At 67.5% G+C, this 23,872-nt stretch carries 26 protein-coding genes; 19 read left to right on the top strand and 7 right to left on the bottom strand.

Annotated elements, in window-relative coordinates:
* Nucleotides 1-9: 9 nt before the first annotated feature.
* Both ACSR87_RS07305 and ACSR87_RS07300 read right to left on the bottom strand, forming a co-directional pair.
* Nucleotides 10-2,595, bottom strand: a complete 2,586-nt coding sequence (locus tag ACSR87_RS07305) for a heavy metal translocating P-type ATPase (protein WP_498530020.1) — start codon at nucleotides 2,593-2,595, stop codon at nucleotides 10-12.
* 141 nt (nucleotides 2,596-2,736) lie between these two features.
* Complete coding sequence (locus ACSR87_RS07300) at nucleotides 2,737-3,336, bottom strand: AsnC family transcriptional regulator (RefSeq protein WP_006601050.1); 600 nt, start codon at nucleotides 3,334-3,336, stop codon at nucleotides 2,737-2,739.
* A 132-nt stretch (nucleotides 3,337-3,468) separates the two neighbouring features.
* Here ACSR87_RS07300 and ACSR87_RS07295 point away from each other — a divergent pair, with 132 nt between their 5' ends.
* The 3 genes from ACSR87_RS07295 (at nucleotide 3,469) to ACSR87_RS07285 (ending at nucleotide 4,444) form a co-directional block, all read left to right on the top strand.
* Nucleotides 3,469-3,666, top strand: a complete 198-nt coding sequence (locus ACSR87_RS07295; RefSeq protein ID WP_004063107.1) for a CopZ family metallochaperone — start codon at nucleotides 3,469-3,471, stop codon at nucleotides 3,664-3,666.
* Nucleotides 3,667-3,793: 127 nt separating this feature from the next.
* Nucleotides 3,794-3,976 (top strand): DUF8073 family membrane protein, encoded by a 183-nt coding sequence (locus ACSR87_RS07290; RefSeq protein WP_498530019.1) that lies wholly within the window; start codon nucleotides 3,794-3,796, stop codon nucleotides 3,974-3,976.
* 108 nt (nucleotides 3,977-4,084) lie between these two features.
* On the top strand, nucleotides 4,085-4,444 hold the full coding sequence (locus ACSR87_RS07285; RefSeq protein ID WP_004041638.1) for a DUF8062 family protein: 360 nt from the start codon (nucleotides 4,085-4,087) through the stop codon (nucleotides 4,442-4,444).
* An 18-nt stretch (nucleotides 4,445-4,462) separates the two neighbouring features.
* Here the strand turns inward: ACSR87_RS07285 and ACSR87_RS07280 are convergent, their stop codons facing one another.
* Nucleotides 4,463-5,086: a GNAT family N-acetyltransferase gene (locus ACSR87_RS07280; protein WP_498530018.1), complete on the bottom strand. Its 624-nt coding sequence runs from the start codon at nucleotides 5,084-5,086 to the stop codon at nucleotides 4,463-4,465.
* A 123-nt stretch (nucleotides 5,087-5,209) separates the two neighbouring features.
* On the opposite strand from ACSR87_RS07280, the gene ACSR87_RS07275 reads away from it, so the two are divergent.
* The 4 genes from ACSR87_RS07275 to ACSR87_RS07260 all read left to right on the top strand — a co-directional run bounded on the left by ACSR87_RS07275 (nucleotide 5,210) and on the right by ACSR87_RS07260 (nucleotide 8,955).
* On the top strand, nucleotides 5,210-5,746 hold the full coding sequence (locus ACSR87_RS07275; protein ID WP_498530017.1) for a quinol oxidase: 537 nt from the start codon (nucleotides 5,210-5,212) through the stop codon (nucleotides 5,744-5,746).
* A 226-nt stretch (nucleotides 5,747-5,972) separates the two neighbouring features.
* Nucleotides 5,973-6,962, top strand: a complete 990-nt coding sequence (locus ACSR87_RS07270; protein WP_498530016.1) for an FAD-dependent oxidoreductase — start codon at nucleotides 5,973-5,975, stop codon at nucleotides 6,960-6,962.
* Nucleotides 6,959-8,074, top strand: a complete 1,116-nt coding sequence (locus ACSR87_RS07265) for a FecCD family ABC transporter permease (RefSeq protein WP_498530015.1) — start codon at nucleotides 6,959-6,961, stop codon at nucleotides 8,072-8,074. Before ACSR87_RS07270 ends, ACSR87_RS07265 begins: the two co-directional genes overlap by 4 nt.
* Nucleotides 8,074-8,955: an ABC transporter ATP-binding protein gene (locus ACSR87_RS07260; protein WP_498530014.1), complete on the top strand. Its 882-nt coding sequence runs from the start codon at nucleotides 8,074-8,076 to the stop codon at nucleotides 8,953-8,955. Before ACSR87_RS07265 ends, ACSR87_RS07260 begins: the two co-directional genes overlap by 1 nt.
* Before the next feature lie 70 nt (nucleotides 8,956-9,025).
* Here the strand turns inward: ACSR87_RS07260 and ACSR87_RS07255 are convergent, their stop codons facing one another.
* Together ACSR87_RS07255 and fer are read right to left on the bottom strand one after the other, a co-directional pair.
* Nucleotides 9,026-9,499, bottom strand: a complete 474-nt coding sequence (locus ACSR87_RS07255) for an FKBP-type peptidyl-prolyl cis-trans isomerase (RefSeq protein ID WP_498530013.1) — start codon at nucleotides 9,497-9,499, stop codon at nucleotides 9,026-9,028.
* 63 nt (nucleotides 9,500-9,562) lie between these two features.
* Nucleotides 9,563-10,333, bottom strand: a complete 771-nt coding sequence (fer, locus tag ACSR87_RS07250) for a ferredoxin Fer (protein WP_498530012.1) — start codon at nucleotides 10,331-10,333, stop codon at nucleotides 9,563-9,565.
* Between the two features lie 147 nt (nucleotides 10,334-10,480).
* Here fer and ACSR87_RS07245 point away from each other — a divergent pair, with 147 nt between their 5' ends.
* Nucleotides 10,481-11,482, top strand: a complete 1,002-nt coding sequence (locus ACSR87_RS07245; RefSeq protein WP_498530011.1) for a lysylphosphatidylglycerol synthase domain-containing protein — start codon at nucleotides 10,481-10,483, stop codon at nucleotides 11,480-11,482.
* Nucleotides 11,483-11,556: 74 nt separating this feature from the next.
* Here ACSR87_RS07245 and ACSR87_RS07240 read toward each other — a convergent pair whose 3' ends face one another.
* Nucleotides 11,557-12,519, bottom strand: a complete 963-nt coding sequence (locus ACSR87_RS07240) for a DUF7551 domain-containing protein (RefSeq protein WP_498530010.1) — start codon at nucleotides 12,517-12,519, stop codon at nucleotides 11,557-11,559.
* Nucleotides 12,520-13,027: 508 nt separating this feature from the next.
* Here ACSR87_RS07240 and ACSR87_RS07235 point away from each other — a divergent pair.
* Both ACSR87_RS07235 and ACSR87_RS07230 read left to right on the top strand, forming a co-directional pair.
* Entirely contained in the window at nucleotides 13,028-13,321 is a 294-nt protein-coding gene (locus ACSR87_RS07235) for an ArsR/SmtB family transcription factor (protein ID WP_498531047.1), read from the top strand.
* A 121-nt stretch (nucleotides 13,322-13,442) separates the two neighbouring features.
* On the top strand, nucleotides 13,443-13,676 hold the full coding sequence (locus tag ACSR87_RS07230; RefSeq protein ID WP_148416256.1) for a DUF7123 family protein: 234 nt from the start codon (nucleotides 13,443-13,445) through the stop codon (nucleotides 13,674-13,676).
* Between the two features lie 349 nt (nucleotides 13,677-14,025).
* On the opposite strand, the gene ACSR87_RS07225 is transcribed toward ACSR87_RS07230, so the two are convergent.
* Nucleotides 14,026-14,565: an Lrp/AsnC family transcriptional regulator gene (locus ACSR87_RS07225; RefSeq protein ID WP_008577827.1), complete on the bottom strand. Its 540-nt coding sequence runs from the start codon at nucleotides 14,563-14,565 to the stop codon at nucleotides 14,026-14,028.
* Between the two features lie 192 nt (nucleotides 14,566-14,757).
* Between ACSR87_RS07225 and ACSR87_RS07220 the strand changes: the two genes are divergently transcribed.
* From ACSR87_RS07220 to ACSR87_RS07180, 9 genes are all read left to right on the top strand, one after another.
* A complete protein-coding gene (locus ACSR87_RS07220) occupies nucleotides 14,758-15,240 on the top strand; it encodes a DUF7529 family protein (RefSeq protein WP_498530009.1) in 483 nt (160 codons plus the stop codon).
* Nucleotides 15,241-15,544: 304 nt separating this feature from the next.
* Nucleotides 15,545-17,233, top strand: coding sequence for an ABC transporter substrate-binding protein (locus ACSR87_RS07215; RefSeq protein ID WP_498530008.1), 1,689 nt, complete (start codon nucleotides 15,545-15,547; stop codon nucleotides 17,231-17,233).
* A 54-nt stretch (nucleotides 17,234-17,287) separates the two neighbouring features.
* Nucleotides 17,288-18,307 carry an ABC transporter permease gene (locus ACSR87_RS07210; RefSeq protein ID WP_498530007.1) on the top strand — a complete coding sequence of 340 codons (1,020 nt, stop codon included), beginning with the start codon at nucleotides 17,288-17,290 and terminating at the stop codon, nucleotides 18,305-18,307.
* A gap of 2 nt (nucleotides 18,308-18,309) precedes the next feature.
* Entirely contained in the window at nucleotides 18,310-19,215 is a 906-nt protein-coding gene (locus ACSR87_RS07205; RefSeq protein WP_498530006.1) for an ABC transporter permease, read from the top strand.
* 1 nt (nucleotide 19,216) lies between these two features.
* On the top strand, nucleotides 19,217-20,359 hold the full coding sequence (locus ACSR87_RS07200; RefSeq protein WP_498530005.1) for an ABC transporter ATP-binding protein: 1,143 nt from the start codon (nucleotides 19,217-19,219) through the stop codon (nucleotides 20,357-20,359).
* Nucleotides 20,356-21,420, top strand: a complete 1,065-nt coding sequence (locus ACSR87_RS07195) for an ABC transporter ATP-binding protein (RefSeq protein WP_498530004.1) — start codon at nucleotides 20,356-20,358, stop codon at nucleotides 21,418-21,420. Before ACSR87_RS07200 ends, ACSR87_RS07195 begins: the two co-directional genes overlap by 4 nt.
* Entirely contained in the window at nucleotides 21,417-21,779 is a 363-nt protein-coding gene (locus ACSR87_RS07190; RefSeq protein ID WP_498530003.1) for a hypothetical protein, read from the top strand. The genes ACSR87_RS07195 and ACSR87_RS07190 overlap by 4 nt, the downstream gene beginning before the upstream one ends.
* A complete protein-coding gene (locus ACSR87_RS07185; protein ID WP_498530002.1) occupies nucleotides 21,776-22,945 on the top strand; it encodes an S-methyl thiohydantoin desulfurase family protein in 1,170 nt (389 codons plus the stop codon). The genes ACSR87_RS07190 and ACSR87_RS07185 overlap by 4 nt, the downstream gene beginning before the upstream one ends.
* Nucleotides 22,946-22,953: 8 nt before the next feature.
* A complete protein-coding gene (locus tag ACSR87_RS07180) occupies nucleotides 22,954-23,871 on the top strand; it encodes a DUF1177 domain-containing protein (protein WP_004063088.1) in 918 nt (305 codons plus the stop codon).
* Nucleotide 23,872: the final 1 nt, after the last annotated feature.

The following is a 23,872-nucleotide window of genomic DNA, read 5'->3' as shown; positions in this document are numbered from 1 at the left end:
AGTCCTGACCTACCGCCGCAGGAAGTCGAGGAAGCGGTAGTCGTGGTCCGGCGTGTAGCTCCGAAACAGGAGGCTGTTCGTGAGAACGGACACCGACGACAGCGCCATCGCGCCCGCGGCGAACACCGGCTGGAGGAGGCCGAGCGACGCGAGCGGAATCATCGCGGTGTTGTAGCCGAGCGCCCAAAACAGGTTCTGCTTGATTTTGGCGAGCGTCCCCGCGGAGATACGGATGGCTTTCACCACGTCGAGCGGGTCGTCGCGCATGAGCGTCACGTCGGCGGCCTCGATAGCCACGTCGGTGCCGGAGCCGAGCGCCGTGCCGACGTACGCGGCGGCGAGCGCGGGCGCGTCGTTGACGCCGTCACCGACCATCATGACTCTCGTGCCGTCGGCCTGCAGGGACTCGACGGCGTCGGCCTTGTCTTCGGGGAGGACGCCGGCGCTGACGTTCTCGGGGTCGATACCGACCTGTTCAGCGACGGCGCGGGCGGTCCGCTCGTTGTCGCCGGTAATCATGTGGACGGTCGCGCCGCGGTCGCGGAGCGAGGCGACGGCGTCGGCGGCCGACGCCTTAATTTCGTCCGCGTCGGCGACGACGCCCGCGAGGTCGCCGTCGACCGCGACGAGCATCGCGGTTTTGCCGTCGCTTTCGAGGGTGCGGAGCGCGTCCTCGGCCGGCGTGGGGTCGACGCCCGCGTCCGAGAGGAGTTTGCGGTTGCCGACGAGGACGGGTTTCCCGTCGACGGTCGCGCGAACCCCGTGGCCGGGGACGTTCTCGAAGTCGTCCGGCTCCGCGAGGTCGAGGCCGCGGTCTTCCGCGCCGGCGACGATGGCGCGGGCAAGCGGGTGTTCGCTGTTGCGCTCGGCCGAGGCGGCGTACCGGAGCACGGCGTCTTCGTCGAGCGTCTCGTCGTCGGCGGTGACGACGCCGGAGCCGTCGGCGGCGGGGCCGACGGCGACCACGTCGGTCAGCGTCATCTCGCCGTTGGTGAGCGTGCCGGTCTTGTCGAAGACGACGGTCTCCACGTCTTTGACGCGTTCGAGCACGTCGCCGCCCTTGAACAGGACGCCGTTTTGCGCGCCGATTGCCGTCCCGACCATCGTCGCGGCCGGGGTGGCGAGGCCGAGCGCGCAGGGGCAAGCGATGAGCACGGCCGAGGCGAAGACGACGACGGCGAACTCGAACGTCGAGACCGCGCCGCCCGCGGCGACGGGGCCGCCCGCGACGAGTCCCCAGACGGGGAGCGACCGGATGACGTCCGCGAGCGCCTCGGGGAAGAGGAACCAGACGACGCCCCACAGGAGGGCGTTGGCGATGACCGCGGGCACGAAGTACGCCGAGATGCGGTCGGCGAGGTTCTGAATCTCGGGCTGGCGGCCCTGCGCCTCCTTGACGAGCGAGACTATCTGCTGGATTGCCGTCTCGGAGCCGACCTTGGTCGCTTCGACCACGAGGACGCCGTTTTGGTTCACCGTCGAGCCGACCACCTCGTCGCCTTCGGCCTTCGAGACGGGAACGGACTCACCGGTGACCATGGACTCGTCGACCGCGGAGTCGCCGTCGACGACGACGCCGTCGGTCGGAATCTTCTCGCCGGGGCGGACCTTCATGCGGTCGCCGACCTCGACCTCGTCGAGTGGAATCTCGCGTTCGGTCCCGTCGTCGTCGACGAGCGTCGCGGTGTCGGCTTCGAGTTCGAGAAGGGTCCGGAGCGCCTCCGACGCCTGTCCCTTCGAGCGCGCTTCGAGGTAGTTCCCGAGCGTGATGAACACCAAGATGAGCGCCGCGGTGTCGAAGTAGAGACTACCGGCGAGCAGTCCCACGAGGACGGCGACGGAGTAGACGTACGCGGTGGACGACCCCATGGCGATGAGCACGTCCATGTTGGCGGTGCGGTTCCGGACGAGCGCCGTGTAGGAGTTCTCGTAGAACTCGCGGCCGAGGTAGACCTGTACCGGCGTGGCGAACGCGAAGCCGACCCAGCCGACGGGGACGCCCGTGCCGGGAATCGTCTCGGGAAGGCCGCCGCCGAACAGTTCGACTGCGAGCATCGCGAGAAGCGGGAGCGACAGCGCCGCGCCGAACAGCGTCAGGCGCTTCTGCCGGCGAATCTCCTCGTTGCGGGCGGCGTCGCGGGCGTCCTCCGCGTCTCCCTCGTCGTCGCCGTCGTCCTCGCGGACGGGCGTGTAGCCGGCGTCTTCGACCGCCCGGTACATGTCGTCGAGGCTCGCGTCGGTGGGGTTGTAGGTGACGTGCGCCTCGTCGGTGGCGAAGTTGACCTCGGCGGCGACGACGCCCGGGACCGACTCCAGCGACTTTTGGTTGGCGTCGGCGCAGTTCGCACAGCTCATCCCGGTGATACCGATGGTTCGGGTCTCCGAGAGCGCCTCGTAGCCGGCGTCCTCGATGGCGTCGTATAGCTCGCCGAGCGATACTTCCTCGGGGTCGTACTCCACCGACCCCTCGTCGGTGGCGAAGTTGACGCTGGCGCTCGCCACGCCGTCGAGCGCCTCCAACGCCTCGCTGACGGTGCGCGAGCAGTTCGCGCAGCTCATCCCGCGGATGTCTAAGTGGGCCGTTCGGCTACTCATCTCACCTAGACGTACGTGCCCCTTGCTTACCTCGATTTCCCCTTCAGAACCGAACGTCGGAGCGGGGCGGAACTTTGGATTCGAAGCCGCCGATTCCGATACTCAGTCGCCGCCAGCGTCACCCGACCGCCGCCCGCCCGGTCAGTCGTCGTTCGCGCCGGCTTCGAGGCGGTCGTATCGGTCTTCGAACCGGCCGAGACAGGACGAACAGCAGAAGTGGTAGAGTGACCCGCCGATGCGGGCGCTCTCGCCCTCGCTCGTCACTGTGTTGCCGCACTCGGCGCATTCGAGGGCGAAGCCGGTCCCGTTGACCGTTGGCGTCCACTCGGCGGACTCCACGAGGCTCACCTCGTAGTCGCGGACCCGCGAGAGGTCGACGAGCTCGTCCAACTGGGCGCGGACGGACCCCCCGTCGAGTCGGGCGTGGGTGGTCACCTCTCCGTCCGCTGCGACGAACAGGTGTTGGACCGGGTCGGCCGCGCGGAGGGCGTCGCGGACCTCGTCGACGAACTCCGGGCGGACGGAGAGTCTGACGAGGACGGGCGTCCCGCCCGAGAGCGTCGACTGGTCGAGGTCGACGGTGAAGCGGCGGATGATGCCCTCTTCGCGGAGGCGGTCGATGCGGTCGGAGACCGCCGGCGCGGAGAGACCGACTTCGGCGGAGATGTCGCTGAACGGGCGACGGGCGTCTTCGGCGAGGAGTTCGAGGATATGGAGGTCGGTTTCGTCGAGCGCGCGCATGCATCCCGATAGGGACCACGATGTCATAGGTGTTCCTCGCGCTCGACTTTCGATTCGAAAGTCGAATCGGAACGGTAATCGAACTCTCGAAAGGACAATCCACTAAATCGAGAAGCCCCTACGTCGAACCGTATGTCGACTACGCTCACCGTCACCGGAATGACCTGCGAACACTGCGAACAGCGCGTCGCCGACGCCCTCGCCGGCGTCGATGGCGTCGAAGACGCGACCGCCGACCGCGAGGCGGAGCGCGCGACCGTCGAGGGGGACGCCGACACCGACGCCCTCGTCGCGGCCGTCGAAGACGCGGGCTACGACGCGAGCGCCTGAACCCGGACGAGTTGGGCCGGCCCGCGCGAGCGGAACCGACGACTCGAACGACCGGACGGCGCGACCGACGAGTCGGTTCGACGCGCCGACCTGAACCGTTTTAGCCGGCGACCCGCTACGCTCGACCATGCACGCGCGGTCGTGGGCGACCGTCCTGTTCGCGCTCGCCATCGGACTCCTCCTCGCGCTCGGCGTCGTTCGACTCGCCGCCGGCGATACCGGCGACTTCGCGCGGAACGCCGGTATCGCCGCCCTGCTGACCGTCTTCGCCGTCGCGCTGGTCAGAGACTGGGAGACGAACGCGGACTGAGCGCCTCGGACGGCGACCACCGTCCGCGTCGGTTGCGAAACATGTCAGTCAGTTATCCCTCGCTTCGGGTGCAGACGGTTACAAGAGGCCGCGGTTCTAACCCCGCCTGTGTCTCCCCCGAGCGACGACGACTTCCGCACGCACTCCCCGACGGACCCGATAGACGACACGCCCACCGTCTCGTGTTCGCGGTGCGGCGAGGAGTGGGACCTCTCTTACGAACTCGACGAGCTACAACTGGGAAACCAGTCGGTCGAGCAGTTCGCGCTCGACCACCGCCGCCACACTGGACACTTCCCGGACGACGTTTCGCCGTGGGTCGTCAGCTGTCGACAGTGTCCCGACGGCGAACAGTTCCTCTCCGAGGCCAGCGCCCGCCGGTGGGCCCGCACGCACGCCCGCCACACGCGACACGAGGTGTCGATGGACCACGCCGACGAGGACGGCGTCGTCATCGCGCCCGAGTGAGGTTCGCCGGGAGTCCGGTCACCTTCGATTTCCGGTGCCGGTCGTCGGCCGTGCGGCCGGCGGGACCGGTGGCGTCAGGTCGAGACGCATCTTCGTGTCTGCGCCGTCCGAGCTGACCGTCTCGAACCCGAGTTCGCGGTAGACGTGGACGGCCCGCTGATTCTCGGGAGCGACGTGGAGGACGAGCGCCTCGCGCCCGGCGTCGGCGGCGTCCGCGACGACGTGGCGACACAGTTCGGTTCCGATGCCGCGGTCGTGGCTGTCCTGGTGGACGAACACCGCGAGCTCCGGCTCCGGGTCGTCGCTCGCCACGTACGCGGCGTGGCCGACGATACCTCGGTCGGCGACGGCGACGAAGTTGCGGCCGCGGTCGACGAGGGCCGCGAGCCACTCGGCGATGCGCGGCCCCTCCGCCGGCGGCAGCCCCATCGACCGGGCGCCGGGGTCGTAGTCGCGGTACATCTCAGCGAGGGCGTCTCGGTCGGCGTCGTCGTACGGGCGGACGACGAGGCCACGACCGTCTTTGCTGACGAACCGCGGGCACCGAGGGGGACACTCCGGTGTCCCGACGCACCGACTCGCGTCCCAGAAGCCGTCGGAACCACTCGCGCCGTTCGGCCGGTCAACGTCCGTCTCTCCCATACGGGAACGGCGCGAGCGCGACCCTTGAGGGCGGCCGCCGATTCCCAGTTTCCGAGGATTCGAAAACCGGTCCGGATTTATAACGTTCCGGCGGTCCACGCTTCACATGTGAGGTGACAGACGATGGCCGCAACCGGCGAAATCGAGATGCTGGGGAACCGGATGGAGTTCGACTACGCCGAGGGCGTCACCGGCTACGTGCTCGTGTTCGCCCGTCTCGTCACGGGGTACTGGTTCCTCCACGCGGGGGTGACGAAGTACCTCGCCGCTGAGCCGTTTAACGCGGCCGGCTGGCTCGTCAACGGCACCACGGGCGCGCCCGGCCCGGTCCACGCGTTCCTCGCGTGGGTCGGCCAGACGCCGGTGCTGCTCGAATTCACGAACGTCATGGTCCCGTTGGGCGAGACGCTCATCGGCCTCGGGCTCGTCGTCGGGGCCGCGGTCCGCCTCGCCGCCGCCGGGGGCGCGTTCCTCATGACGTTCTTCTACCTCGGCAACGCCGAGTGGGGTCACGGCCTCGTCAACGGCGACCTGCTGGGGCTCGTGATGTTCCTCGTGGTCGGCGCGCTCGCGACGGGCCGCATCCTCGGCCTCGACGCGTACCTCGAAGAGATGGAGTTCGTCCGCCAGCGACCGAAGCTCCGGTACCTCCTCGGCTGAGGGGTCGTTCCGGCCGCGCTCGGCTACCGTTTCTCTCGGACAGTGTTTCCGAAGATTCCCGCGTCTCAGGCCTCTTCGAACCGGTTTTCGAGTGTCGGTGGATTTAGGAGTACCTAAAATCCGAAAGTGGTTTATTGTATTAGGGACGCCTAAAACGTATGAACGAAGACGGAGCCGACTTCGACCACGTCGCTCGCGGGTTGTTCTCACGGGGGCGGTCTGCGCCGTGACCGACCAAGGCACTGAACTCGACTCGGCGGACGTGGTGGTCGTCGGCGGCGGTCCCTCGGGATGCGCCGCGGCCGTCTTCACCGCGCGGTACGGCCTCGACACCGTCGTGTTCGACCGGGGGAACGCCGCCTTGCGTCGGTGTGCGTACCTCGAAAACTACCTCGGCTTCCCCGCCGGCATCGGCGTGGACACGTTCACCGCGCTCATACACGAACACCTCGCCGAGGTCGGCGCGGACTACGTCGCCGACATGGTCGTCTCGGTCGAGCGACCGGGCGACGAGAGTGAAGTCGCGGCCGCGAGCGAGGGCGAGTCGGACGTGTTCGACGCCGACGCTCGGCGCTTCGTCGTCCGCACGCAGGAGGGCCGCCGGGTCGAGGCCGACTACGTCGTCGCCGCCGCGTGGTACGACGGCGACTACCTCCGCGGCCTCGACGACGACGACGCGATGTTCGAGGAGCACGACCACCACGGTGAGGTCCACGAGCAGTTCGATTCCGACTACGCTGACGGCGACGGGCGGACTCCCGTCGACGGACTGTACGTCGCCGCGCCCTCGGGCGACCGGAACGCGCAGGTCGGCATCGCCGCCGGACAGGGCGGTCACGTCGCCCGGTGTCTCATCGAGGACCGCCGGCGCGAGCGCGGCTTCCCCGGCGACCTCGCGGCCCACTACGACTGGCTCCGCGCCGACACCGAGTTCCACGGCGAGTGGGGCGACCGCGACCGCTGGCGCGAGTGGTTCGACGGCGAGGTCCCGGACGACGCCGACCTCGACGACGAGCGCCTCGCGGAACTCCGCGAGTCCTACATCGACCGGGCGTTCGACACCCGCCGGACCGACCACGAGGTCGAGGCCGCGGAACCCCGCGGCATCCGGCGACTCGTCGAGACCATCGGCACCGAACGCGTCCTCGACGCGCTTCCCGACGAGGTGCTCGCTGACTACCTCGACGGGCGCGAACTCGGAGGTGTCGAGCAGTGAGCGGGACGACGCCGACCGAACAGTCTTCCGGGTCGGTGCTGACCCGGCTGTTCGGCTGGATCGACGGCTCGCTCCTGTCGCTTTGCCTCGCCAGCCTCGTCGTCGTCGTGGCCGGCGGCCTCGTGCAGGTCAGCTTCGGCGCGTTCTCGATGACCATCGGCGAGGCGTGGCGCGCCGTCTTCGACCCGGCGGTCATCTTCGACCCGCAGGTCTGGCAGGTGTTCCTCCTCGGCGGCGAACTGCCGGAACTCGGCCGCCGGACGCTCATCGTCTGGAACATCCGGCTCCCGCGGGTGTTCGTCGCCATCCTCGTCGGCGCGAACCTCGCGATTTCCGGCGCGATTTTCCAGGCGGTCACCCGGAACGAACTGGCGAGTCCGTTCATCCTCGGCGTCTCGTCGGGGGCCGGGCTGCTCATTCTCCTCACGCTCGTCGTCTTCTCGGGACTCGCGGCGTATCTCCCGCTTCTGGCGGCGCTCGGCGGGATGTTCGCGTTCGTCCTCGTCTACCTCATCGCGTGGAAAAACGGCACCTCGCCGGTCAGGCTCGTCCTCGCGGGCGTCATCGTCGGCACCGTCTTCCAGAGCCTCCAGACGGGGCTGTTCTTCTTCGTCGACGATATCGGCGTCGTCCAGTCCGCTATCGCGTGGACGACCGGCTCCCTCACCGGCACCGACTGGGAGCAGGTCCGCATGGCTCTCCCGTGGTCCATCATCGCCGTCGCGCTCGCGCTCGGTAGCTCCCGCCAGCTCAACGTCCTGCTTCTCGGCGAGCAGACCGCCCGCTCGCTCGGGATGTCCATCGAGAAGGTCAGATTCGCCCTCTCGGGCGTCGCGGTCCTCGCGGCCGCGGCGAGCATCGCCGTCGCCGGCATCGTCGGCTTCGTCGGCCTCGTCGTCCCGCACCTCGTGCGGAACGTGGTCGGCAGCGACTACAAGCGTCTCGTCGTCGGCTGTCTGTTCGCCGGCCCGGCGTTGATGGTCGCCGCCGACGTGGGCGCGCGCCTCGCGCTCAACCCGATTCAGCTCCCGGTCGGCGTCGTCACGGGCCTCGTCGGCGGGCCGTACTTCCTCTACCTCATGCGCAAACAGCAGAACATCGGTGAAGTGTGATGTCGAACCAGCAACCAGAGAACCCCCAACAGATGGCACAGCACGGCGAAACAGACGCGAATACGAGCGGAAACGAGCGCGTCGAAAGCGACTCCGACCGCGAGAGCGCGCTCGCCGGCGACGCGCTCGAACTCTCGTATCCGACGAGCGAGGAGCCGGTCGTCGAGTGCGACCGCATCGACATCCCCCGCGGCGAAATTACGGCGCTCGTCGGACCGAACGGCTCCGGCAAGAGCACGCTTCTGAAGTCGCTCGCCAAACAGCTCTCGCCCGACAGCGGCAGCGTCTACCTCGACGGGAAATCCATCAGCGAGTACGACGACAAGGCGTTCGCCCGCGAGTTGGGGATGCTCTCCCAACAGCACGACTCGCCCACGTCGCTCACTGTCGAGGACCTCGTCTACCACGGCCGGTACCCCCACCGGAGCTTCTTCGAGCAGGTCAGCGACGACGACCACGAGGCGGTCGAGCGCGCCATCGACCTCGCCGGCGTCGAGCACATCCGCGACAAGCAGATTGGCAACCTCTCGGGCGGCCAGAGCCAACTTGCGTGGATTGCGATGGTGCTCGCACAGGACACCGACGTGCTCCTCCTCGACGAGCCGACGACGTACCTCGACTTACACCACCAGCTCCGCGTGCTGGAGACGGTCCGCCAACTCAACGAAGAACGCGGCGTGACGGTCGCGGTCGTCCTCCACGACATCGCGCAGGCCGCGCGGTTCGCGGACTACCTCGTCGCCATGCAGGACGGCGAACTGTACGACTGGGGGCCGCCGCGCGAGGTCGTCACCGAGGAACTCCTCGCCGACGTGTTCCGGGTCGAGGCCGCGGTCAACTACTCGCCCGACCCGGAAATCGTCCCGAAGCGCTCGCTGTAACGGTTCGACGCGTTTCGGTCCGTGCCGTTGTGCGGCCTTCCGGCCGAACCGACTCCACACCCCTGAGTGCCTACTGGACGGCGACGATTTCGATGTCGAAGACGAGCGTCTTCCCCGCGAGTTCGTGGTTGAAGTCGACTTCGACCTCGTCGTCGCGGACGGCGGTCACGTCGCCGTGAAGCCCGTTTTCGGCGTGGACGTGCAGGCCGACCTCGGGCGTCTCACCGACCATCCCCTCGAACGTCTCGGGGTCGTAGGTTCGGATTCGGTCGGGGTCGAACTCGCCGTAGGCGTCTTCCGGCGGGACGGTCACGGTCGCTTCCTCGCCGGCCGACATCCCGACGACGGCCTCGTCCAGCCCCGGAATAATCTGGCCCGCGCCGACGACGAACGTCTGGGGGGCGTAGTCGTCGCGGTCCTTTTCTTGGGCCTCGAACAGGCCGTGTTCGACCGCCACCTCGTACCGCGAGGTGTTGAAGACGGTCCCGTCTTCGAAGCGTCCGACGTACGCGAGCGCGACGCGGTCTCCCGACTCGATTGCCATAGCGGGGGTCGGCGGAGGACGCGCATAAAAGTCGTCATCGAGGCATCCCACCGGGGGTTCGCGTCAGTCCCCCGGACTCATCTTCCGGGCGTGCTGCGGAGGGAGCCGAAGCTCGTCGAGGCCAGGGAGGTGTTCGATGTTGTAGACGACTTGCAGGTCGTCGGTCACCGGGAGGCTGATACACGACAGCCGGACGCCTTGGTCCAGCATCTCCTCGGAGAGGATGTGGTTCGAGGGCATCTTCACCTCGCCTGCGACGACCGCCACCGCGCAGTTCGCACACGCCCCGCCGCGGCAGGCGAACGGCCAACTGTGGCCGGCGTCCTCGGCGGCCTTCAGGAGGTTGGTCCGCGGCTCGACGAACACCTCGCCGTAGGCGTCGCCGTCGAGGCCGCTTTCGGCGGCTTTCTCGAAGAGGTCGTCGTCGGTGAGCGACCAGCCGCGCTCGGTGACCACGTCGTAATCGAGGAACTCGACTCGCGCCCCACGCCGTTCGGGTTCTGGCTCCGGGTCGGCGTCGCCGCCAGCGCCCTCGCCGCCGGTCTCGGCCCCGCTTCCGGCGTGGTCGTTCCGAGCGGTATCGGCGTCGTGCTGTCCATTTCGGGTCGCCCCCTCGTCGGTCGGTCGGCGGCCGTCCGTGTCGACGGGTTCGAGTTCGTCGCCGGGTTCGTAGCCGCCCCGAATCGCCTCGTATGCCGTCCGAACCGCCTGAAACTCCTCCGCCGACCCGCCGTGGTCGGGGTGGGCCGACTTCACCCGCCGACGGTACGCGTCGACGAGTTCGTCCTCGTCTGCGTCCGGGTCGATGCCGAGCGTTTCGAACGGGGAGTCCACATCGGGGCTAGTAGGAACTCGCGAGCATAAATCCACGGCCACCGGCCGTCTCGTCGTGGTTTAGTCCTCGAATCGGCGCGTGACGGGGACGACCGAGCGCGGCCGCGAGCCGCGGCGGTTTTGTAGCGGGCCTCGCTTGCTTCGGGTGTGAGACGCGGGGTTCGGTTCGTCGTCGGCGCGGGACTCGGCACCGGAGCGCTTGCGGCGTACCTCTGGTACGTCGGCCCGGAGGAAGTTGGCTCGCGCGTCGCGGCCGTCGCCCCGTGGGCCGTCGCCGCCGTCTGCGTTCTGATGCTCGCCGAGGCGACCGTCGACGGCCTCGGCGTCTGGGCGTCGGTGCGGCCCTTCCGAGGCGGGCTCTCGGCGCGGGCGAGCGTCCGGTTCGCGTTCGCCGGCGACTTCTTCGACGTGCTCAGCCCCGCCGGGCCGGTGAGTTCGGAGCCTATCATGGCGCAGTTCTTCGGCGTCGCGACCGAGACGAGTTACAGCGAGGCTCTCGGCGTCCGCGGCGTCGCCAAGTACGTCAAATCCGCCGCACAGCTCCTCCTATCGGTCGCGCTCGTCGGCGTCCTCTTTCTCGACGCGCCGGCGTCCCGGTTCGTCCTCGTGACGCTTGCCGGCGCGGTCGCCGCGCTGGTGGTCGTCGGCGCGGCGCTCGTCTGGGCGCGGGGCGTGCTGTCGCTGGTCGTCGTCGCGGCTCTGACCCCGGTCGTTCGCGTCGTCACTGGCGTCACCCGCCGAACCCCGCTCGGCCGCGACGCCGTCGCCGGCGCGGTCGAACGCTTCTGGGAGCGCGTCGTCCAGTTCCGAGACGCGCCGGAACTCCTCGGCGTCATCGCGCTCAGCGGCGTCTTCGAGCAACTGCTCACGTCGCTCGCGCTCTGGGTCGCGCTCGCCGGCACCGGCACGACGGTGGCGCTCATCCCCATCGTCGCCGTCATCCCGCTCCCGCAGGCGGCGAGCGTCGTCCCCGTTCCCGGGAGTCTCGGCGCCTACGACGTGCTCCTCGCGGGCGCGCTCAGCCTCACGACGGGCGCGCCGGCCGCGGCGGCGGCCGCGGCGGTGCTCGTCGTGCGGACGTTCGAACTCCTCGTCTCGCTCGGCTGCGGCGGCGTCGCGACCGGGTTCCTCCGCGGCGTCCGGGCCTGAGGCGCACTGACCGGCCCCCGGCTCCCCGTCGCGGCGGCGTGAGACGAGAGGAGAGGTGAGGAGAGAAAAACGAGTCAGTCGGCGGCGTGCTCGTGGATGGGGACGCTCGCCAGCCCGACCGCGCTCGACGCGGAGGACACCGACAGCGTCGCGTGCCAGCCGCCCTCGGCTGACGTGACGTGCAGGGAGACGGGCCTCCACGACGACGTCCGGCGGTAGAGTTCGAGGACGACCGGGAGCACCGGGAGCCGCCCCTCGCGCGCCGAGAGCGCGTAGCCTTCGAGGGTCAGTTCCGCGGCCCTCGTCGTCGCGTCCGGGCCGGACCGCCACGCAGAACAGGTGTACGATTCGACGAGGTCGAGCCGTTCCATCTCCGCTAGCGTCGCCGTCAGCGTCTTCGTCGCGTCGGGCCGCGACGCGAGGTTCGAGGCGGCGCGCTCCAGCACGTCCGCCTGTTCGGCCGACGCGAGGTGGACGTGGAGCGCGGTCGCCATGCTCTCCAACAGGCGCAGACAGAGGTCGTCCGCGCTGGACATCGTCTCCGCGAGGTCGAAGTACGCGTCCATCACCGCGGTCTCGACCGCCCGGTGGTCGGCGTCCACGAGCGCCTCGAACACCGCCGCCGCGACGCGGTGACAGAACTCGACCCGTTCGGAGCGGTCTCCATCGGCCGCACACTCCGTTCGGCCGCCCGCGTCGGTTTCGAGGTCGCAGGGTGGCTCGGGGAGCCCGGGCGTCGCCCCGGCGGTCGCCCAGCCCTCCGCGGTCGCGGTCGCGCCGCCGAAGCCGGGGTGGCTGTCGCGCTCCGAGACGATGAGGTCGTAGTACGGGACGTTCGGGTCGTACCGCCGGAGCGCGGAGCGATACTTCCTCGCCGCGCGTGCGGCGGCCTCGGCGGTCTCGCGGTCCTCGAACCGGAGGCCGTCGACCGGAACGGGTCGCTCTCCGGTCCGTCCGCAGACGAGCTCGTACGTCCCGTCGTCGCTCGCGAGCGATTCGATGTGGGTCCGAATCTGGGTGAGTGTCGTGCCGACCATGATGTCTCAGTGCGTTGGTTCGCGGGCCGTCGCCGCCCCGCGGTCCGTTCGTCGCTTGCTCGACACATTGTTTAGGCAGGCCTAAAACGTATTGGTTCGGGCGGTCTGCGGAGCGGCGATTCGCGTCGCCCGCCGCCGCGTCCGGCTCCGCTTTGCGAACCGTCTCGCCCCGTGCCTGTCCCTTCCCGTGACGCGGTCTCTGTCGGCGTCCCCCGTTCGGCCGGGGTCGGTGTCGCTCGCTGTCACCCTCGAATTTGGGTCTAATTTGTGCCTCTCTCGGGGGCAACTCTGCGTCGAGTTTGGCGAATCGTTATCCGCCGCTCCGCGAGTAGCTTCGATAGATGACGCACTCGACGAACTGCGGGACGAACACGCCCTCGATGGTCGGCCGCGGGACGACCGCGCCGGTCGCACGGACATGACGAACCACGCCACGAGAACGCAGGCGCTCCGGCAGACGACGACAGATGCACGTCACGAACACCGGCGGAGCAAGACGGGAACCCAGATGAGGCAGCTGCTGTGGTGGCTCGTCGGCGGGACTCGCGGCGGGAAAAACCGCCTCAGAATCATCCGCGCGCTGCACGAGCGTCCGATGAACACGAACCAGCTCTCGAACGAACTCGACCTGAACTACAAGACCGTCCAGCACCACCTGGAGATGCTCACGGAAAACGGGGTTCTCACCACCAGCGGCGAGGAGTACGGTAAGCTGTTCTTTCTGACGCCGGCGATGGACGACAATCTCGACCTCCTGGACGACATCGCGGAGCAGACCGAACTCGGAGACGAAGACGCCTGAACCCGTCTCCCGTCGCAGGCGCTCTCGCAGCGCAACGTCGGTGAGAGTTGTGCCTCATCTGGTCCCGAATTGGCCGTAAGTTCGGAAACCGAATTTTATCCCACGGCCCGCACCCCGAACTATGAGTTCTGATAGTGCACCCTCCAAGCGGGACCGACTCGAACAGTACCTCTCGACGCGCGCCTCGGAGGGCGCGTTCTACTTCAAGAGCAGACACATCACCGACGAGGTCGGACTGTCTTCGAAGGAAATCGGGTCGCTCGTCGAGTTGCTCCAGCGCGAGGCGGAGACGCTCCACATCTCGCGGTGGGGGTACGCCCGCAGTACGTCGTGGTACGTCGAGCCCGCCGACTGAGTTGCGAGGCGCTTGACTGGCGGCGGCGCAAAAGAATATTGGTGGGATTCCGGCCCGGTGTGGCAGGGCAACCGGGTCCGAGGCGGTGCGGAGGTCCGGGCCGGTAGGGGAGACGGGGAACGCGGCGGCCGACGACCGGCCGAGCGACCGAGGGGGAAGTGCTCGGCGGACGCGGCGCGCCGGCGACGGGGTCCGTTCCGTCACAGGGCGGGGAGTTCTGTTCCCCGTCTATTGCATGAGCTAACGGTGACATAGCGCTTTTCCGAACTTCGGGACAACACCGACCGAACTCCGGCCGAACTCCGTTCGGATTACACCCGATTCTCGAACGCGGTGGCCCGCGACTCGGTCACGACGCGTCGGGTGCCTCTTCGCCCGGCCGGTAGAACGTCCGGTGGAACATCTTGTACGAGTCGGTGATGGGGACGACGGTGTAGCTGTCGGCAACGTCGCTGTCTTGGAGGAGTTCGCGGACGTAGCTGTTGATGCTGCTCAAAGAAGACTGCCAGACGCGAATCAGCAGGTCGTACTCACCGATACATTCGGCGACCTCGTACACCAGCCCCTCGTCGAGGAGTCGTTCGATGAACGCCGTGATTTCGTCGTTCGTGGCGTGGTTATCGTAGGAGATGTGGACTTCCGCGTAGGGATAGTTGGCCGCCCGAAAGACCAACAGCGCGAAGATTTCGAGAATGCCGTCTTCTTGGAGCATCTTGCGCCGCCGCCGCGCGGCCGTCCGCGAGAGCCCGACGCGGTCGGCCAGTTCCGTGTCCGAGATTCGCCCGTCTTTGTTTAGCTCGCGGAAGATGAGAACGTCCTTTTTGTCCATCCGGTCTTCGAGAAGCTCGACAACGCGCGGGTCCTCCATCCACTCCTGCGAATCGGGCATTGCTAGTTTCACGGTTATATCGCTTAGCTTCATATATATGAATGTTTCTTCGAAATCTCCAAATCGGATACTAGGTTTGAACGAATCGTTTACTAAGTCCGGGGCGGCGGGCGACCGAAATCGCAGGCCGTCGAGAGAACGCGCGTTTCGGCCCCCAAACACTTTTACTCCGCGTTCACCGAGGGTGACGACATGGTTCGCGGAAAAATCAATCGAACGAACAAGGCTCTCGCGGATTGGGCCGACATCCTCACTGAAATCGACGAGCTCTCGGCGGAACTCGAAGAGTCCGGCTGGGAGGTGCTCGTCCTTCACCCAGGGGATGTTTCCACGACGGACGCGGCGGCGGCCGCCGATTCCGGATTTCGGCTCCTCGTTCCGGATTCCGAACTCGAAGCGCTCGAATCGACCGTTTCAGGGGCTGATACGTCGTTCGACCAGTTCGAAGTCTACCGCGCCCGCGACACGAACGTTCGCATCTTCGTCGTCATCGTGAAATCCGAGGAGACGATGGAAGCGGTCCTCTATCCCGTGTTTTACGACGCTAATACTGACTCTTCGTTCGTCGAAACGCTCCGGACCGAATCCGAGATTCAAACGACGGTGAGCGACCTCGGAAACAGTCGCCGCTGTTCGTTCCGACACCCCGAACCCGACCTGTTTCTCCCGCAGTAACTGCCCGCGGGGTCGCTGATTCCGCCCCGGTCTCGACCGCGCTCGCCGCGACGTTCTCGCGATTGGCACGCCGACTTCTGTCCACTAATATAATAACTAGCTGTGTGTCTATGTGCTCTATTGGGAGGGAATAGACTAAATTAGTACCTATCTCTGACTGATATGCCCATACGTCTATGTATCTGTGTTCTCGGCACTCTCCACAATTATTACGAATATATAATTAGATGAATCAACTTTATTTATCGACGATATATTTAATCACTAGGAAAGGTTTATACGAATGGGCTATCCACAACCCTCCATGCCAACCGGCAACATAGAACGCAGAAAACTGCTGAAGCTCATCGGCGCGGGAGCGACGAGCGTCGCCCTCGCTGGCTGTCAGGGGGCACAGCAGACCGAGACGACCGACGGGAGTTCCGGGAGCGACTCGACCGCGACCGAACAGACGAGCGACGGCGGAAGCGGTGGGAGCGGCGGCAACGACTTCCACTTCATCGCCGGGCAGGTGTTCGGGACGCTCGACCCCGCAGAGCAGGTCGACTACACGCAGGGGCTCGCGGCGCAGAACCTCTACGACGAACTCATCACGGTCGACGCCGAGACGCTCCAGCCGACCGCCCACATCGCGGAGAGTTGGGACACCGAAGACGAGGGGCAGACCTGGGTGTTCACGATTCGCGACGACGTGACGTTCTCCGACGGCACGCCGCTGACCGCCGACGACGTGGCGTACTCGCTCACCCGGATGCTGGAACTCCAGCGCGGCTACTCGTCGTTCTGGCTCGACTACCTCGACCCCTCGAACATCACCGTCCGCGACGAACAGACCGTCGCCTTCGAGTTCAATCAGGCGTACGGGCCGGCGCTGGCGACGTTCGTCCAGTTCTACATCGTCAACAGCGCCGTCGTCCAGGAGAACGAAACCGACGGCGACTACGGGAACACCTACCTCCAGAGCAACTCCGCCGGGTCGGGCGCGTACGTCCTCGACAACTGGGAGCAGGGCAACTCCATCGAGGCGTCGGCCTACGAGGACTACTGGAAGGGCTGGAGCGAGGACAGCTTCGACACGTTCCGCTCGACGGTCATCACCGAGGAGTCCACCATCAAGACGACGATGCAGCAGGGCGAAGGCGACATGACCGACCAGTACATGGGCACGCAGGCGTACGCCGAGATGGACTCGTACGACAACGTCCGCGTCCCCGAGGTGCCGCAGTTGCAGCTGTTCCACTTCCCGCTGAACTGCCGGAAGGCACCCACCGACGACATCAACGTCCGGAAGGCCATCGCCTACGCCTTCGACTACGACAGCGCCGTCAACGACATCATCGGCGGCGGCGGTATCGCGGCCGGGCCGGTTCCCCGCGAGATGGCGGGCCACAACGACGACCTCGCCCCGATGGAACAGGACCTCGACAAGGCCAAGGAGTTCCTCGACAAGGCGGACTACTCCGTCGACGAAATCAACGAAATCGGCCTCGAACACGTCGTCGTCGCCGGGACCGAACTCCAGCGCCAGATGGGGCTTCTCAACCAGGCCGGGCTGAACGAACTCGGTATCGACCTCGAAATCAACCCGCTTCAGTGGGCCCGCCTCACCGACCGCGCGACGAGCGCCGAGTCGACCGCCCACATGACGAACATCTTCCACACGGCGAAGATGCCGTCGCCGGACAGCCACACCTACCTGATGTACCACCCCTCCTCGTTCGGGTCGTACATCTCCCAGTCGTGGTACTCCACCGACGAAATCGCGGCCACCCTCGAAGAAGCGCGCAAGTCTACCGACCTCCAGTCGCGGCTGGAGAAATACGAGGAGGCGCAGGCGCTCATCGTCGAGGGCATGCCCAGCGTCTACATCGCCAACCCGCCGTACCGCATCGGCATCAACGAGAACGTCGAGGGCTGGCAGTACCGCGGCGTGATGTCGTTCGACTGGGACGTTCACTCGATGACTCGCAGCGGCGAGGGTCGCGCGGAGTAACCGTCTCCAGGCGGTTTCCGACGCCCCGATTCGGGGCGTCGACCTAACTCACCAATGTCATACGTAGATTACCTCGTTCGGCGCGCTATCCACTCGGTCCCCGTCATCTTCGGGCTATCAGTGCTCATCTTCCTGATATCCCGCGTGATTCCGGGCGACCCCGTTCGGTTGGCGCTCGGACCGGAAGCAACGCAACAGCAAGTCGCGGCGCTGCGGGCCGAGATGGGGCTTGACCAGCCCCTGCCGATGCAGTACGTCGACTGGCTCGTCGGCGTCGTGCAGGGCGACTGGGGGATGTCGCTGCGGACGAACAACAACGTCTTTTCCGACATCGTCGCTCGCCTGCCCGCGACGCTCGAACTCACCGTCGTCACGCTGTTTTGTGCCGTCCTGCTGGCGATTCCGTTCGGCGTCGTCGCCGGCACCAACAAGGACCGCTGGCAGGACCACCTCTCGCGCATCACCGCCCTGTTCGGCGTGTCGATGCCGCGGTTCTGGGTCGCTATCGTCCTCCAAATCGTCTTCGTCGTCAGCCTCGGGCTGTTGCCCCTCTCGGGGCGGCTCAGCGACGGCGTGGCTCCCCCGCCGGCGGTCACGCGCCTGTATCTGGTCGACAGCCTCATCGCCGGCCAGTTCGGGACGTTCCTCGACGCGGCCACGCACCTCGTGTTGCCGACCGTCGCGCTCGGCCTCGCCACGCTGGCGCAGGTGATGCGGCTCATCCGCTCGGACATGATTGACGAGCAGCGCAAGGACTACGTCCTCGCCGCGCGGGCCTACGGCCTTCCGAACACCCTCATCGAATACAAGTACATGCTGCAAAACGCCTTTACGAGTTCACTCACGGTGGTCGGCCTCGCGTTCGGTTTCCTCCTCGGGAACGCGTTCCTCGTGGAAATCGTCTTCGCGTGGCCGGGGATGGCGCGCTACGGCGTGCAGGCCATCCTCTATCAGGACTTCAACGCCATCGTCGGCGTCACCATCGTGGTCGGTATCGGCTTCGTGACCGCCAACTTCGTGGTCGACCTGCTGTACGGCTACCTCGACCCGCGGGTGCGGCTGGAGGAGGGATAGCCGTGTCCACGAAGACCTCCATCCCGTTTCTCGACACCGAGAGCGCCGCCCGAAAAGAGCGGCTTCGACAGCTCAAACGCGGCTTTCGGACCTTCGCGGGCAACAAGCTCTCGCTCGTCGGACTGGCGATGATTCTGACGCTCGTCGTCGCGGCGCTCCTCGCGCCGTACATCGCGCCGTTCCCCGAACACGCCGGCGCGGGCGTCTACTTCGACCAGGCGAGCGAGCCGCCGAGCGCGACGCACCTGATGGGCACCGACACGACCGGCCGCGACATCTTCAGCCGCGTCCTGTTCGGGGCGCGCCTGTCGCTCCTGATGAGCGGTATCGTCCTCTCTATCGCCATCTCCATCGGCGTGACGCTCGGCCTCATCGCGGGCTACCTCGGCGGCACGACGAACACCGTCATCATGCGGGTGACGGACATCTTCCTCGCCATCCCGCCCACGCTCCTCGCCATGGCGGTGGTCGCCGCGACCGGCGCGTCGCTGTTCAACGTCATGGTCGCCATCGCCTTCTCGTGGTGGTCGTGGTACGCCCGCCTCGTGCAGGGCGAGGTGCTCTCGATAAAGGAAGACGAGTTCATCGAGTCGAGCCGGGCGCTCGGGTCGGGGTGGGTGCGAACGACGTTCAAGGAGATTCTCCCGAACGTCGTCAGCCCCATCACGGTCAAGGCGACCCTGGACATGGGCTTCGTCATCCTCGTCGGCGCGGGCCTGTCGTTCCTCGGCCTCGGCGCGCAGCCGCCGACGCCGACGTGGGGCGCGATGATTGCACAGGGCCGCAACTACGTCACGAGCTTCTGGTGGATTGCCGTGTTCCCCGGGTTGGCGATTTCCTTCGCCGTCCTCGGGTTCAACTTCATCGGCGACGGCCTGCGCGACGTGCTCGACGTGGAGGTGGACTGAGATGGCGGACCCCATCTTGGAGGTGAAGAACCTCCACGTCCACTTCGAGACCCACGACGGGACGGCCGAAGTGATAAACGGTATCGATTTCACCATCGACCGCGGCGAGACCGCGGCGCTCGTCGGCGAGACGGGCTGCGGCAAGAGCGTTACCGTGAAGTCCATCATGGGCCTGCTCCCCGCGGCGACCATCCCCGAGGGCGAGATTCGCTACAAGGGCGAGGACGTGCTCTCGCTCTCCGACGCCGAGCGCCACTCGCGGCGCGGCAAGGAGATGAGCATGATAATGCAGGACCCGATGACGAGTCTCAACCCCGTCCTGACGGTCGGCGAGCAGATGATGGACGTGCTGAAGTGGCAGGGGCGGCCGCGCCTGTCGCTGTCGAAGCTCGTCCGCGACGCGCTGTCCACCGGTTCGAAGGCCGACCACAGGAAGCGGGCCATCGAGATGCTCGGCGAGGTCGAAATCTCGGCCCCCGAGCGCGTCTTCGAGAGCTACCCGGTCGAACTCTCCGGCGGGATGCGCCAGCGCGTCCTCATCGCCATCGCGCTCCTGTCGGAGCCGGACCTGCTCATCGCCGACGAACCGGGCACCGCCCTCGACGTGACGACCGAGGCGAAGGTGCTCGACCTCCTCGACGAACTCGTCGAAGAGCGCGACACGAGCGTCCTCTACATCACCCACGACCTCGGCGTCGCCCGCGAGGTCAGCGACCGCATCAACGTGATGTACGCGGGCGAAATCGTCGAGCAAGCGCCGACCGCCGACCTGTTTGCGAACCCCCAGCACCCCTACACCCGCGGGCTGCTGGAGAGCATCCCGACGCTCTCGACCGGCATCGGTGACGGCATCGAAGGGCACCTGCCCGACTACACGGACCCGCCGGCCGGCTGTCGGTTCGCTGACCGCTGTCCCCACGCGGAACCGGCCTGCCACGAGGCGTACCCGTACCCGCGGCAGACCGGCTCCGACCACGCCACCGCGTGCCACCTGTTCGGCGGCCGCCCGGCCCGCGAGCGCCACGAATCGCTCGCCGCCGACCCGGTCGATATCGGCACCGCGCCGTGGCTGGCCGCCGGCGGCGACGCCCCGAGCGGCGACGCGCCCGGCGATATCTCCGCCGACGGAGGGACGGACCAATGAACGACTCAGCGTACACGACCGACCCGACCGCAGGGGTACAGCGCGACCGCGACCTCGACGACCCGATGGTCACGGTCGAGAACCTCAAGAAACACTTCCCGCTTTTCGAGGGCATCCTCCAGAAGAAGGCGGGGGAGGTCCGCGCCGTCGACGGCGTGAGCTTCTCCATCGCGGAGGGCGAGACGTTCGGCCTCGTCGGCGAGTCGGGGTCCGGCAAGACGACCACCGGCCGGTCGATGCTCCGCCTGACGGAGCCGACGAGCGGGCGGGTCGAAATCGACGGCCAGAACGTCGTCGATCTCTCCGACGGCGAGCTCAAGCGGTTCCGTCGGAACATGCAAATCGTCCACCAAGACCCGTCGTCGAGCCTCAACCCTCGCCACCGCGTCAAGTCGATTATCGAGGCACCCCTGAAGATTCACGACTACGGCGACTCCGAGGCCCGGCTCGAACGGGTCGAGGAACTCTTGGACATGGTGGACCTCCCCCGGGAGTTCATGTACCGCTACCCCGGCCAGCTCTCGGGCGGGCAGAAACAGCGCGTCGGCATCGCCCGCGCCGTGGCGCTCAACCCGAAGTTCGTCGTCCTCGACGAGCCGACGAGCGCGCTCGACGTGAGCGTGCAGGCCCGCATCATCAACATCCTCGAGGAGATACAGGAGGAGTTCGGCATCACCTACCTGTTTATCACCCACGACCTATCGCTCCTGAAGAACGTCGCCGACCGAATCGGCGTCATGTACCTCGGACGGCTCGTGGAGGTCGGCGACGTGGACTCGGTGTTCGGGTCGCCGCAACACCCGTACAGCCGGGCGCTCCTCTCCGCCATCTCGACCATCAGCGAGGAGGACGAACTGGCGAAGCCCGACCGAATCACGCTCGACGGCGAGGTACCGGACCCGCGGGAGAAGCCGAGCGGCTGTGCGTTCCGGTCGCGCTGCGCCCACGAGTTCGACGCCTGCGCGGTCGAGGAGCCCGAACTGTACGAGCGCGGTCCGGACCAGGTCGCGCGGTGTTTCCTCCACGACGACCGATTCGAGGAGGGCGCGGAGTGGGAATGACCGGGGAACGCACAGACCGTCTCGCCGCCCTCCGGCGGGCGCGACGGAACCACCCGTGGACCGACGAACTGCTCCGGTCGTGCGCGTCGGACCCGGCGGCGTTCAAGGCCGCCCAGCCGGCGTGTTCGGCCTGTGACCGGCCGTGCCGCGACGACGAGGTCTGCGCCACGGCGGTGGCCAAATCCGACGGGCTGTTCGAATCGATGGGCCGCGACCAGACGTACCACCTGCTCGCGGCGGGCATGAAGCGACTCCGGGCGCGGGGGACCGCGACGCTTCGCGACGCCGACAGACAGCGGCCGAACGCCTTCCTCAGCGTGACGGCCGACGACGCAGACTCCCCCGAGGCACCCCAATGACGACAGACGACACGCATCCGGACGGCGCGCAGCCCGCGCCGACAGACGACGCACAGAGCCCGAAACCGGACGACACACGTCCCGCGCCGACCGACGGCGGGCGGGCGATAACGACCGACTGGGTCGAAGATATCGCGGTCGGCGGCGCGGTCCTCGGCGGCGGGGGCGGCGGCTCGCTTTCGAAAGGTATCGAGTTCGGTGAACTCGCCGTCGAGTACGGTCGGCCGACCATCGTCTCGGTCGCGGACCTCGACCCGACGGACGTGGTGTTGACCGTCAGCGGCGTGGGCGCGCCCGCCGCAACGGAGAGCCACGTCGACCCCGCGGACTACGTGCGCGCGGTCGAACTGTTGGTGGACAGACTCGCGGCCGACGGGACGACCGTCGGCGCGCTGATGACGAACGAGATGGGCGGGTTCGCCACCGTCAACGGCCTGCTCCAGTCGGCCGTGACGGGCCTCCCGCTCGTCGATGCCGCCTGCAACGGGCGGGCGCACCCGACCGGGCCGATGGGTTCTATCGGGCTGTCGCAGGACGCCGAGTCGGTGCAGGCGGCGGTCGGCGGCGTGCCGGGCACCGCCAGCCGATTGGAGACGGTCGTCGAGGCGGAACTCGGCACGGCGGCGTCGCTCGTGCGACACGCGGCCGAAGACGCCGGCGGCCTCGTCGCCGTCGCCCGCAACCCGGTCTCGGCGAGCTACGCCGAGGCGAACGCGGCGCTCGACACCTACGACCAGGCCGAGGCGGTCGGTCGCGCGGTCAGGTTCGCGGACGACGGCCGCGACGCCGCGGAACGCGTCGCCGACGTGCTCGGCGGCGAGGTGTCGCTCGTCGGTCCCGTCGAGTCGTTCGCGCTCGAAACGACCGGCGGCTTCGACGTGGGCGAGGTCGAAATCGAGGGGCGCGAACTCACCTTCTGGAACGAGTACATGACGCTCGAACTCGACGGCGAGCGCCTCGCGACGTTCCCGGACCTCATCACGACGCTCGACGCCGAGACGGGGATGCCCGTCTCGACGGCGGAACTCGCGGAGGGGCGGTCGGTTGCGGTCGTCGTCGCGCCCGCGGCGAACCTCTCTCTGGGCGCGGGGATGGCCGACCCGGCGCTCTTCGACCCGGTGGAACAGGCGGTCGGAAAAGCGGTCAAATCACACGTATTCAACTAACGACACTCATGTTCGACAAGATTCAGCAAGCCTACGACATCCTCAGCCGTCCCGACGCGGACGGCGAACTGGTACGCGACGCGCTCGAAACGTACGGCCTCGACACCGAGGTGACGACCATCTCGACCGACGAGGGGTCGACCGACTTCGTCAAGACGGTCGTCCCCGGTCGCGACCCGGACGCGCCGACGCTCGGCGTCGTCGGTCGCCTCGGCGGGGTCGCCGCGCGGCCGGCCGAACTCGGCCCGGTCTCCGACGCCGACGGGGCAATCGTCGCCCTCGCGGTCGCGCTCCACCTCGGTGAGATGCGCGAGCGCGGCGACGTGCTCGCCGGCGACGTTCGCATCGCCACGCACGTCTGTCCCGACGCGCCGACCTCCCCGCACGACCCGGTGCCCTTCATGGGAAGTCCGGTCGATACGCGTACTATGAACGAACACGAGGTGGACGAGGAGATGGACGCCGTCGTCTCCGTCGACGCCACGAAGGGCAACCGCGTCCACTGCGAGCGCGGCTTCGCCATCACGCCCACGGTCAAGGAGGGCTGGGTGCTGAAGGTGAGCGACAGCCTCCTCGACATCCAAGAGCGGGCGACCGGCCGCCCGCCGAGCACGCTCACGCTCACGATGCAGGACATCACCCCCTACGGCAACGACGTGCACCACATCAACAGCATCCTCCAGCCGGCGACGGCGACCGACGCGCCCGTCGTGGGCGTGGCGACGACGAGCGTCTCGCCCGTCCCCGGCTGCGGGACCGGCGCGAACTACCTCACCGACCTGCTCGACGCGACCGGGTTCGTCGTCGAGACGGCCAAGGACTTCACCCGCGGCCGCGCGTCGTTCTACGACGAGGCCGAGTACGACCGACTCACGTCGCTGTACGGTTCGATGGGTCGCCTCCAGACGTTGGGCGAGGGCGTCTGAG

The sequence above is a fragment of the Haloferax sp. SDI50 genome, assembly GCF_059802635.1.
The sequence above is the reverse complement of the archived record's forward strand: the minus strand, read 5'-3'. Positions and strand labels throughout refer to the sequence as shown.